This is a genomic window from Bradyrhizobium sp. AZCC 1678, from assembly GCF_036924765.1.
Classification (GTDB): domain Bacteria; phylum Pseudomonadota; class Alphaproteobacteria; order Rhizobiales; family Xanthobacteraceae; genus Bradyrhizobium; species Bradyrhizobium algeriense.
The window spans coordinates 4,362,170-4,374,087 of record NZ_JAZHSE010000001.1 but is presented as its reverse complement, the minus strand read 5'-3'; the positions used below and the strand labels follow the sequence as shown (position 1 = coordinate 4,374,087).

At 62.2% G+C, this 11,918-nt stretch carries 9 protein-coding genes; 3 read left to right on the top strand and 6 right to left on the bottom strand.

Translation table 11 applies throughout. The features are described 5' to 3' along the window. Positions 1 to 9 precede the first annotated feature (9 nt). The 5 genes from V1294_RS20575 to V1294_RS20555 all read right to left on the bottom strand — a co-directional run bounded on the left by V1294_RS20575 (position 10) and on the right by V1294_RS20555 (position 6,529). A complete protein-coding gene (locus V1294_RS20575) occupies positions 10 to 837 on the bottom strand; it encodes a segregation and condensation protein A (RefSeq protein WP_334480990.1) in 828 nt (275 codons plus the stop codon). Continuing rightward, positions 834 to 1,856 carry a beta-N-acetylhexosaminidase gene (nagZ, locus tag V1294_RS20570; protein WP_334499684.1) on the bottom strand — a complete coding sequence of 341 codons (1,023 nt, stop codon included), beginning with the start codon at positions 1,854 to 1,856 and terminating at the stop codon, positions 834 to 836. The genes V1294_RS20575 and nagZ overlap by 4 nt, the downstream gene beginning before the upstream one ends. Before the next feature lie 53 nt (positions 1,857 to 1,909). Further along, entirely contained in the window at positions 1,910 to 3,400 is a 1,491-nt protein-coding gene (locus V1294_RS20565; protein WP_334499683.1) for an SPOR domain-containing protein, read from the bottom strand. A 117-nt stretch (positions 3,401 to 3,517) separates the two neighbouring features. Next, positions 3,518 to 5,311, bottom strand: a complete 1,794-nt coding sequence (argS, locus tag V1294_RS20560) for an arginine--tRNA ligase (protein ID WP_334499681.1) — start codon at positions 5,309 to 5,311, stop codon at positions 3,518 to 3,520. Positions 5,312 to 5,320: 9 nt separating this feature from the next. Continuing rightward, on the bottom strand, positions 5,321 to 6,529 hold the full coding sequence (locus tag V1294_RS20555; protein WP_334480997.1) for a deoxyguanosinetriphosphate triphosphohydrolase: 1,209 nt from the start codon (positions 6,527 to 6,529) through the stop codon (positions 5,321 to 5,323). A 122-nt stretch (positions 6,530 to 6,651) separates the two neighbouring features. On the opposite strand from V1294_RS20555, the gene erpA reads away from it, so the two are divergent. Then, positions 6,652 to 6,981, top strand: coding sequence for an iron-sulfur cluster insertion protein ErpA (erpA, locus tag V1294_RS20550; RefSeq protein WP_108515995.1), 330 nt, complete (start codon positions 6,652 to 6,654; stop codon positions 6,979 to 6,981). Positions 6,982 to 7,936: 955 nt separating this feature from the next. Continuing rightward, a complete protein-coding gene (locus V1294_RS20545) occupies positions 7,937 to 9,724 on the top strand; it encodes an AAA family ATPase (RefSeq protein ID WP_334504741.1) in 1,788 nt (595 codons plus the stop codon). Positions 9,725 to 9,780: 56 nt separating this feature from the next. On the opposite strand, the gene V1294_RS20540 is transcribed toward V1294_RS20545, so the two are convergent. Then, positions 9,781 to 10,686 carry a LysR family transcriptional regulator gene (locus V1294_RS20540; protein WP_334499680.1) on the bottom strand — a complete coding sequence of 302 codons (906 nt, stop codon included), beginning with the start codon at positions 10,684 to 10,686 and terminating at the stop codon, positions 9,781 to 9,783. Between the two features lie 111 nt (positions 10,687 to 10,797). Here V1294_RS20540 and V1294_RS20535 point away from each other — a divergent pair, with 111 nt between their 5' ends. Further along, positions 10,798 to 11,871: a tartrate dehydrogenase gene (locus tag V1294_RS20535; protein WP_334499679.1), complete on the top strand. Its 1,074-nt coding sequence runs from the start codon at positions 10,798 to 10,800 to the stop codon at positions 11,869 to 11,871. Positions 11,872 to 11,918 lie beyond the last annotated feature (47 nt).

Genomic DNA, 11,918 nt, shown 5'->3' with positions numbered 1-11,918 from the left:
CTCCTTCCACTACTCGACCGTCATATCCGGCGCGGGCATCGCTGCCTGCGGCGGACGCTTACGAAAATACAGCGGCGCGAACGCCTCTTTCTGGTTCAATTCCATCTCGCCTTCGCGCACCAGTTCGAGTGCTGCAGCGAAGCTCGACGCGAACACCGTCGCCCGCTGCGAGGGATCGACCACGTAGCTGAGCAGGTAATCGTCGAGGCAGCTCCAGTCCTCGGCCTCGGTCATGCCGACCAGCCGCTCCAGCGAGGCGCGCGCTTCGGCCAGCGACCACACCGTGCGCTTGGCCAGATGCACCGTCGCCAGCACGCGCTGCTGACGCTGCACGGCATAGGCCGTGAGCAGGTCGAACAGCGTGGCGGTGAATTTGGGATGCTTGATTTCGGCGATCGATTCCGGATTACCGCGCGGAAAGATATCGCGCTGGAACTGCGGCCGGTTCATCAGCCGGTTGGCGGCTTCGCGGATGGCCTCGAGCCGCCGCAGCCGGTTGGCGAGCGCGGTCGCCATTTCCTCCGCGCTCGGTCCGTCCGGCGTCGGCGGTTCGGGCAGCAGCAGGCGCGATTTCAGGTATGCCAGCCAGGCGGCCATCACGAGGTAATCGGCCGCGAGTTCGAGGCGGATCTTTCGCGCGGCCTCGATGAACGTCAGATACTGATCGGCCAGCGCCAGAATCGAAATCTTGGCGAGATCGACCTTCTGCTGCCGCGCCAGCGTCAGTAGCAGGTCGAGCGGGCCCTCATACCCCTCGACGTCGACAACCAGCGCCGCCTCGCCGTCGGGGATTTCGGCGGGCCGTCCGGTTTCAAACGATAGAATTTCCGCGGTCATGCCTTTCCTACCCGATCCGTCAACGCTTCCAGTTCAGCCCGTGCCGCCTGCCGGTCGAAGGGCTCAGGCTGTTTTCGCGAGGCCAGCGCCCGAGTGGCGCGATTCAAGGCCTCATCAGCCAGCTCAGGCGTCTCGCGCGCCACATCGCGCATCTCGTCGAGCTTGCCGTTGCAATGCAGGACCATGTCGCAGCCGGCGTTGACGATGGCGCGGGTCCGCTCGGCGATTGATCCCGCCAATGCATTCATGGACACGTCATCACTCATCAACAAGCCTTGGAACCCAATTACGCCGCGAATCACCTGCCGGATGATTGTCGCAGAAGTCGTCGCCGGTTGGGCGGGGTCTAATGCGCTAAACACAACATGTGCGGTCATGGCCATCGGCAGGTCCGCCAGCGGTTGAAAGGCGGCGAAATCGGTCCGATCCAGCTCTTCTCGCGACGTATCAACGGTCGGGAGCCGCAAATGGCTATCCGCAGTGGCCCTTCCATGGCCGGGAATGTGCTTCAGGACGGGCAGGACGCCGCCCTGCTCCAGCCCCTCGGTGACAGCGCGGGCGATCGCTGCGACCTTGCCCGGCTCGGTTCCATAGGCCCGGTTGCCGATCACGGCGTCGGCCCCGGCCACCGGGACATCCGCCAGCGGCAGGCAGTCGACGGTGACGCCGAGGTCGATCAGGTCGGCCGCGATCAGGCGCGAGCTGAGCCGCGCAGCCTTCAGCCCCAGCGCCTTGTCGAGGTCGTACAGCGCCCCGAAGGCGGCGCCGGGCGGATAGACCGGCCAATGCGGCGGCCCCAGCCGGGCCACCCGCCCGCCCTCCTGGTCGATCAGCACCGGGGCATCCGCCTCGCCCACACAATCCCGCAATTCGCCAACGAGGTCAGATACTTGACTTGGCGTCTCGACATTGCGTTTGAACAGGATGAAGCCCCATGGGCGCTCGGCACGGATGAACTCGCGCTCCGTGGCGCTGAGTTCCAGTCCCGATACGCCTGTGATGAATGCGCGGCTGCTCATGGGGGCCGATTAGGCCCCTCACGGCTCCGCGGTCAAGGAAACCGAAGATAATTCTACGGGATAAAGCACTGCCCGCCAGCAGACTTCAGTTCGGTGCAGAACTGCACGGCCTCCTGCCGCGTGCGGTACGGGCCGACCATGGCGCGATACTTGGTCTTCCCATCAGCCAGATCCACCCGCCTGATGACAGGCGAACGGGAACCGAGCACGGACGCATACTTGCCCTGCGCCGCGCGGAACGACTCCCTGGCCGCGGATTCGCTGTCCTGCGACGTCACCGATACCAGAAAGCTGCCCCCACCCTCGGAAGCTGCGGCCGGCGCGGTTTGCGTGGGGTTGGTCGCAGCCACGCGGGTTGACGACTCCGATTCGGACGCCTGAGGCGCGAGCGACATCGGCGTGTTGGCGCTGGCATTGGCGGAAGCCGGGTTACGCGCCGGCGGGGCAGCGGGAGCCGCGGCCGGGGCAGCGACGCTGCGCGTCGGCGGCTTCGGCGGCGGCGCGCTGGCGCCTGCCGGGATGCCGCCATTGTCAGCGGCGTCGCCCTTGACGGCGAGCGTCTTGATCCTGCGCGGCTCGTTGTTCGGCATCGTACCGGTGGCGGCAGGCATCGGCGCCGACGGCGATACACTTGAGGCCGGCGGCGGGTTGGCGTTCTGGTTCAACGGCGGAAACACCACGCGGGGTGCCCCCGAGCGGGAATTGACGTCGACGGGCGTCTCTTCGCGTGACACCAGCCTCTCGCCGCCATCGCCTGACAGCATGCGGTCAGGGTTCTTGGCGGCACTTGCGTCGGACTGCGCCGGCACCACCTTGGTCGGGCTGTTGTCGGCCCTGATGATCGGCGGCTCGCCCGAGCGGGGCGAGCCGACAAAGGTGCGATAGGCAAAGGCAGCCCCCGTCCCCACCACGGCCAGCGCCAGCACGGCGGCAACCGTCATCAGGCCGCTCGAGCGCTTCTTCGGCGCGGGCTCTTCCTCATATTCGCCCTGGTAAGCGTAGGGATCGTCCGGATAGGCCGGATCGCGCTGATAGTCGTGCTCGCCGGTCTCTAACCGCCCATACAGCGCATCGTCGTAGCGCGACGGGTCCTGCTGCGGCTCGTCGGCATATTGCTGAGGCTGCTCGTCGTAGTCCTGCGCGGGCGGCGCTTGATACGCGGGTACCTGTGGCGGCTGGGCTGCGTAGCGATGCAAGGGATGCACCGGCGCCGGCTGGTACTCCGGCTCGTCATCGTATTTCTGCTCGTCATCGTATTTCTGATTGTATTCCTGCGGCAGCGGCGGCGGAGGCAGCGGGGTTTCGTGGCGCGCGCGCTGCATCCATGCCGGCGGGCTCGGAGGAGCATCGGGCAGCTCTTCCGGCGGATCATATTGCTGTGGGCGCACGTTGGCCCGCGACTGCAGCGGGCGCGGCGCGGGCTTGGCCGCGGCCCCGAGCGGATCATTCTGCCCGATCAGCCTTGCGAGCTCGGCAAGCGGATCACTCTCGCCGCGATCTTCGTCGGCGGAGGGAAAAGGTCGGTCCTGATATCGATTAGCCATCGTGATGATGCATCCCCTACGGGACAGCGCCAACTCGCCATGTCAAACAAACCATGACGAGCGTGGCCCCTGCCAGATACCCCACGAACCCCCATTCGTGAAGGCCTTCGCCCCTGCCTACCGCATCTCGGTCGGGGCGTGGACGCCGAGAACGGCTAAGCCCGATGCCAGAACCGAGACGACGCCCTGAACCATCGCCAGTCGCGCCCTCGTGATCTCTGCATCATTAGTTATAATGAAGCGTAAATAGGGCAAATCCCGCCCTTTCGTCCATAACGCATGAAATTCACTGGCCAAATCATATAGATAAAACGCGATTCGGTGCGGCTCATGTGCCACCGCCGCAGCCTCGATTATTCTGGGATAGAGCGCCAGCCGTTTCAAAAGGTCCAGTTCGGCCGGATCGGTCAGCAGGGCCACCGGGGCGTCCCCCAGCCAAGCCGACCGGGCGGCATCGTCCTCCGGCAGTTCCGGAACCACCTCACGGGCGTTCTTGAAGATCGAATGGCCGCGGGCATGCCCGTACTGGACGTAGAAGACGGGGTTGTCCTTCGATTGTTCGAGCACCTTGGCAAGGTCGAAATCGAGCACGGCGTCGTTCTTGCGGAACAGCATCATGAACCGCACGGCGTCGGATCCGACCTCGTCGACCACTTCGCGCAGCGTGACGAAATCGCCCGAGCGTTTCGACATCTTCACCGGTTCGCCGTTGCGCAAGAGCCGGACCAATTGCACGACCTTGACGTCCAGCGTCGCCCTGCCAGAGCTGACCGCTTTTACCGCCGCCTGCATCCGCTTGATGTAACCGCCATGATCGGCGCCAAACACGTCGATCATGTCGAGGAAGCCGCGGTCGAACTTGTTCCTGTGATTGGCGATATCGGCAGCGAAATAGGTGTAGGAGCCGTCCGACTTGATCAGCGGACGGTCGACGTCATCGCCATAGGCGGTGGCGCGGAACAGCGTCTGGATGCGGTCCTCGTAATCCTCGACCGGCTTGCCTTTCGGCGGCGGCAGGCGGCCTTCGTAGATATCACCCTTGGCGCGCAGGAAATCGATGGTCTCGGTGACCTTGTTGTTGCCGGTCTCGATCAGCGACCGCTCCGAGAAGAACACGTCATGCTTGATGTTGAGCGCGGCGAGATCACCCTTGATCATGTCCATCATCATGGCGATGGACTTATTGCGGACGATTGGCAGCCATGATGCCTCCGGCATCGCCTTCAACTTGTCGCCATGCTCGGCCGCCAGCGCCTGCCCGACCGGCACGAGGTAATCGCCGGGATAGAGCCCTTCCGGAATCTCGCCGATGATTTCGCCAAGCGCTTCCCGGTAGCGCAGGAATGCCGAGCGCGCGAGCACGTCGACCTGCGCGCCAGCGTCGTTGATGTAATATTCGCGCGTGACGTCGTAGCCGGCAAAGTCAAGCAGACCGCACAGCGCGTCGCCGAACACCGCACCCCGGCAGTGGCCGACATGCATCGGTCCGGTCGGATTGGCCGAGACGTATTCGACATCGACCTTGGCGCCGTGGCCGACCGCGCTTTTGCCGTAAGCCGCGCCTTCGCGCAGCATCGTGAGCAGTTCGCCCGCCCAGACCTCGGGCTTCAAAGTGAGATTGATGAAGCCGGGCCCGGCGACCTCGACGGAAGCCACCAGATCGTCGGCGCGCAATTTTTCCGCGATTTTATCGGCGAGTTCGCGCGGTTTTGCCTTGGCGTCCTTGGCGAGCACCATTGCGGCATTGGTCGCCATGTCGCCATGGCTGGCATCGCGCGGCGGCTCGACCACGACGCGGGAGAAATCGATGTCGGCGGGCCATTGGCCCTCGGCCGCGAGCGCGGCGCAGATCGCCTGCACGCGCACCAGCGCGTCGGCAAACAGATGTTGTGAAGCTGGCTTGTCGGACATGGCCGCCGCCTAACGCAAATCCGGGGTCGAGTCAAAAAGCCTTTGGTGCTCGATTAAGGCGAAACGGTCGGTCATTCCGGCGATGAAATTGCCGATCCGGCGGGCCCGCTCGCCCTCGCTCTCGCGCTCGGTGCCCTCGACCCATTCCGCCGGCAGGTCGTCCGGGGAGGTCTGGTAGCGCGCGAACAGGTCGAACAGGATCCCTTCCGCCTCGCCCATCACCCGCATGACGCGGTGGTGGCGGTACATATGCACTTTCAGGAACGCCTTGATCGCGGCTTCCTCCTCGGCGACCGCGGGCGGAAAGGCGATCAGCGGCTGATGGTGGTGACGGACGTCATGGGCCGATTGCGGCTTCCCCGCCGCAAGCCGCCTGCCCGCCTCCGACATGACCGCCCCGATCATGTAGGAAATCAGCTCGCGCACCAGTTCCGCGCCGCGCCTGGCGTCGTCGAGATTGGGATAATGCCGGTCGATCTCGGCGATGATCGCGGCCGTAAGCGGCATGACCTTCAAATCATCGACGCCGAACAGGCCGGCGCGCAGACCATCGTCGATGTCATGGGCGTCATAGGCGATATCGTCGGCAAAGGCCGCGGCCTGTGCCTCCAGCGAGGCGTAACTCCACAGCTCCAGATCGAACTTCTGATTGAAATCGGCGATGCCGACCGGAATCCCGCTTTCGCGGTACGGGCCGGCCGGGGCCCCGTCCGGCGCGGTCAGCGGGCCGTTATGCTTGACGATGCCCTCCAGCGTTTCCCAAGTCAGGTTCAGCCCGTCGAACTCGGGGTAGCGATGCTCCAGCGAGGTCACCACCCGCAGCGCTTGGGCGTTGTGGTCGAAGCCGCCATGGGCGGCGAGGCATTTGTCGAGTGCCCGCTCGCCGGCATGGCCGAACGGGGGATGGCCGAGGTCATGGGCCAGCGCCAGGGTTTCCGTCAGGTCCTCGTCGAGGCCGAGCTGGCGGGCCAGCGCGCGCGCAATCTGCGCCACTTCCAGCGAATGGGTCAGACGGGTGCGGTAATGGTCGCCCTCGTGGAACACAAACACCTGGGTCTTGTGCTTGAGGCGGCGGAACGCGGTGGAATGGATCACCCGGTCGCAATCCCGCCGGAACGGGCTGCGGGTTCGGCTCGGCGGCTCCGCAAACAGCCGGCCGCGGCTGGAATCGGGGTCGCAGCCATAAGGCGCACGGGGGGCAGCCATTCCGACCGACACGATTTTTTAGTCCTTATCCATTTGATTCCGCGAGATTACGCACTTAACTATGTCTGACGGGCCATACCAAGTATGGCCGACCATACCAAATGAATTGGGTATGACGGGCCGGAGAGCATGCCATGACCACTGCCATCACCGTCAGCGAGCGGGCCGCCCGCCGCATCGGCGAAATCCTTAAAGTCGAAGGCGACGGCGCCATGCTGCGCATCTCCGTCGAGGGCGGCGGCTGCTCCGGCTTCCAGTACAAATTCGACGTCGACCATGCCAAGGCCGAGGACGACCTCGTGATCGCGCGCGAGGGCGCGGTGGTGCTGGTCGATCCGGCCTCGGTGCCATTCCTCGCCGGCTCCGAAGTCGATTTCGTCGACGATTTGATCGGCGCGTCGTTCCGCGTGGTCAATCCGAATGCGACCGCGTCGTGTGGTTGCGGGACGAGCTTTTCGGTCTGAGAAGCGACGCGAAAGCGTCTGAAGTTGTCATACCCGCGAAGGCGGGTATCCAGTGCGCCGCGGCTTCTCGATTCAATCACTAACGTCTCTGGAATACTGGATCGTCCGCCCCAGTGCGCAATTGCGCATAAGGCGGACGATGACGACGGAGTGTGGGTTCGCGATCTCGCGGCGCATTGCACCCGAGGCTTGCTATTGAACTTGTCCCTCCTCGAAAACTGGAGGGCGCAGGGAAGACCGGGTGCACGCTGCACCCGCGGTCTCGCGTGCAATTGCGCACAGAAAACGCGCACACGAGCATACAGGTACAGGCGGAACACTCCGGCCTTCCCTGCGCAATGGCTTTACGGCTTATTTCGTGCTCTTCCCGGTGAACGGCTCTTTTGCCACCGTCGCCCGTGAGAGGCGAGCCTCTCACGAACTTAACGCCAGCACCGCGGCGTCAGAACCACACGACTTCGCCGTACGCTTTAGCCAGCCTCGTCAGTCATGGCTTCCGCGTCCATCGCATCTCACCGCGCGTTCGTGACGATGGCCGACGCCCCTCATCCGCCGTGAGACGCGCGAGTTATGCGGGTGATTTGCCCGACAACGGAAGCGGAATATTTTTGCTCCGTGGACTGGACGCCCCAAATCACGTTGATCCGCCTGCAGAAATTAGCATTTCGGCGCAACGACCTTCGGCACGGTTCTATTCCTCCTTCGTGCTCAACTTTTGTTAGAATAGATCATTGGGAGCTAATGAACTAGAAGTCAGGCAGGATACTGTCGGGCGTTTCTCGTTCGCGATAAGAATGCCAATGACGGCGATAGGTATGAACGTGCCCCAGTCGGTTATACCAAGGTGCTTGGTGTATCCCCTCTGGTCGCCGCGACTGCACACAGCGCTTACGCCTTAAATGACCATACGTTGATAAGAACGCCAAAGCTGCAATTCGATAGAAAGCGCTTGACGGTGCACATCAAATCAATCCGCATTCGTAACTACAAATCATACGATGACAGCCGTATCGATTTCGCGACTATGTTCAACGTAATTGTAGGACAAAACAACTCAGGCAAAACAGCATTGCTGGAGGCATTGGACCTATCAAACTTCGTGAATCATCCCCGCAAGCGAATGGAAAGCGGCAAGCCTGCACGACAGAATCCGGCGAGCCGCGTCGATATCGAAGTCGCGTTAAGTGGAGGCGAACTGAAAGACATTTATCTCGCGAACGGCGGACAGCTCAGCATACCCGTTTCTATAAACGACTCGAATGAGGCTCGCACAGAAGTTGCCCGGCTCTTTGCACAACAGGAGCTAGTGATGCCGTTTTCTTGTGAGCCGAACGGATCGGGCTGGACATTTGCTGGACAGCCAACACTGCCATATAGCGCCTTGATTGAGGTCAGCAAAGAGAAAGACAATTGGACCGTAGTGGCTATTCAAGGCCAAGGATTTTCAACTGAGCCAATTCGCCAACAGTTTCTTCGATCAATTTATTTTTCCCGAGCGGAAAGGTTGACGCTCAGTCGGTCCTCTCTAAGCAGCGAGAAAGTATTAGGTCCTCGGGCTGCCAATCTCCCAACCGTTCTTCTCAATCTGCAGCTTGAGCGCAGAGCAAGGTATGATCGTCTCAACCAGTTGTTGAACAAAGTATTTCCGAACATCCACGGAGTAAGTGCTCGGCGGGCCGACAGCGGTGAAGCGGTATTATCGATTTGGAATATCGACCCAAATATGGAGTATCCTGAATTGGCCGTGGACCTGTCCGAAAGTGGCACCGGTGTGGGGCAGGCCATCGCAATACTTTTCGCGCTTGTAAGCGCGGACTTTCCTAGAATCTTCGTGGTGGACGAACCCAATAGCTTCTTACACCCGTCGGCAGTGAGAACGCTATTTCAAATACTTAAGCAGGAAGCTCATCAGTATATTATCTCCACTCACGCAGCCGAACTTGTTGCGATCTCCGAACCGTCTACGCTCCACCTCATTCGATGGGAAAATGGTTTCTCGAGGGTCGAAGCGCTAAAGGCAGACAAGATACAAGAGGTTCGTCGCGCCTTAGGCGAAGTTGGTGTCCGTCTTGGTGAGGTTTTTGGTGCGGATCAAATTGTATGGGTTGAAGGCGACACAGAACGGCTTTGCTTTCCGCTAATAGCTGCCGCACGAGGCTTTGTTGTTCCGGCCGGCACGGCGATCGTTGCAATGCTGAACACGGGCGACTTCGAAGGAAAAAAGAAAAACGCGGATTTGATTTGGAAGATCTACGAACGCCTGAGTTCGTCCAATGCTCTACTGCCGCCCGCTCTGGCTTTCAGCTTTGACCGTGAAGGCAGAACAGATGGCCAGATTGTCGATTTGCGCAAGCGATCTCGTGGGATGGTGAGCTTTCTTCCCAGAAAAATGTACGAGAGCTATCTCATACAACCAAGCGCCTTGTCTGCGGTCATTTCCGAATACAGCGGTGAAACAGTCAGTACGGATACCGTACGCGATTGGCTCACACTGAATGGCGGGGACACGCGTTACGAAGCATCCAAGGAATGGAAGGGCCGTCTCGATGACTTGGATTGGCTCCGTGTGGTTCATGGCGGTAAGCTCCTAAAGAACCTATTCGAGGAAGTTACGCTGACGCGATTATTCTACGACAAAGTCGTTCACTCTGTTCGATTGACCGAATGGCTATTGCGAACCGACAACGCCCCCTTTAGCGAACTGGTCGACTACGTCGGTGAGGTGTTCTCGAAACAGGAATAACTGGATGCCATACCGACGGTAGTTCGGCTTCTTACCTTTCGACGTCTGAACTGCGTCTACGCCTCTCGCGCATAGCGTGGCAGATCGGCTTTCAGCATCTCCAGCACATCATCGCGCACGGGATCGCGTGTTCCCCGCGCGAAGGCGGCGGCGAGTGGCAACTTGTTCATGTCGGAGGCTGCGAGGCGGATGAAGCGGACGCCGCGCGTTGCCATGCGCGAGGTCCAGCGCGGGACGATGGCGACGCCCAATCCTGCGGAAACCAGATTGACGATGGTCTGTTTTTCATCGGCGATCTGGGCGACGCGCGCCTCGCATCCGGCTTCGGCGAACAGTTTCATGGTGAGATCATGGCTGTGCGGACGCGAGCGGCGTTCGGGCACGATCAACGGCGCGTTCTCGAGATCGGCGATGGTCACGCGCCTCCGCGTTGCGAGCGGATGACGCTCGGCGACCGCGACGACGGCGGTCTCGTGCAGCAGGAACAGAAACTCGAGCCGCTTGTCGGGCCGCTCCGGCGGGCGCACGAAGGCGAGGTCGAGCCGGCCGGACAACAGACGCGGCAGCAGGCGGACCGTCTTCTCCTCGACCAGTTGCACGGTGACATCGGGCTGCCGCTTGCGGAAATCATGGAGCAGCCGGGGCAACAGGCCAGCGGCGGCGCTGTCGATGGCGCCGACGCGAATGATCGCGGCCCGCTTGCGGCCGCGCGTGCGAAAACGGCCGGCCAGCGCATCGGCCTGCGCCAGCAACGTTCGCGCTTCCTTCAGCAGCACGGCGCCATCGTCCGTCAGCGCGACGCTTCGCGTCGTGCGCGCCATCAGCCGCGTGCCGAGATCGTCTTCGAGCAAGCGGATGAAGCGGCCGAGCGCCGACGGCAGCATGTCGAGCCGCTGCGCCGCCCTGCCGAAATGCAATTCCTCGGCCGCCGCCACGAAGCAGCGCAAGTGATGCAGGTCCATCGGTCCTCCCGTTTTCGATTATATCAATTTTTTGTATAAACGCGAGGCAATTGCCTCCCCTCGTCCGAGGCCGCAAGCTCTCGCGCTGCAAGCTGGTTCAGGGAGATTTCGATGCGTGAATATTCAATCGCGGCAATTCCGGCCGACGGGATCGGTCCCGAGGTCATCGCCGCCGGTGTCACCGCGCTCGAAAGCCTGCAGAAGCGCCTGGGCGATGTGAAATTCAACGTCGAAACCTTCGATTGGGGTTCCGCCTATTACCGCAAGCACGGCGTGATGATGCCTGCGGATGCGCTCACCACGCTCAAGAAATTCGACGCGATCTATTTCGGCGCGGTCGGCGCACCCGATGTCCCTGATCACATCACGCTGTGGGGCCTGCGCCTGCCGATCTGCCAGGGCTTTGACCAATACGCCAATGTCCGGCCGACCAGGATCCTGCCCGGCATCACCTCGCCGCTGCGCCATGCCGGCCCCGGCGATCTCGACTGGGTGATCGTGCGTGAAAATTCCGAAGGCGAATACGCCGGCTGTGGCGGGCGGGTGCATCGCGGGCTGCCGGAGGAAGTCGGCACCGAAGTCGCCGTCTTCACCCGCGTCGGGGTCCAGCGCATCATGCGCTACGCCTTCAAGCTGGCGCAGTCGCGCCCGCGAAAATTCCTCACCGTGGTTACAAAATCGAATGCGCAGCGGCACGGCATGGTGATGTGGGACGAGATCGCCGACGAGGTCTCGAAGGAATTCCCTGATGTCACCTGGGACAAGATGCTGGTCGATGCGATGACGGTGCGGATGACGCTGAAGCCGCAAAGCCTCGATACCATCGTGGCGACCAATCTCCACGCCGACATCCTCTCCGACCTCGCCGGCGCGCTGGCCGGCAGCCTCGGCGTGGCCCCGACCGCGAACATCGATCCCGAGCGGCGCTTTCCGTCGATGTTCGAGCCGATCCACGGCTCGGCGTTCGACATCACCGGCAAGGGCATCGCCAACCCGGTTGCGAGCTTCTGGACGGCATCGCAGATGCTCGATCATCTCGGCGAAGCCGAGGCGTCGGCCCGGCTGATGCGCGCGGTGGAGACGGTCACGGGCGCCGGCATTATCACGCCCGATGTCGGCGGCACCGCGACGACAAAGGATGTCACCCAGGCCGTCGTGGACGCCATCCATAGCTCCAACGTGTGACGGCCTGTCACCGGCGTGGCGGATCGCGCGCGAGGCAAAAATGTCCG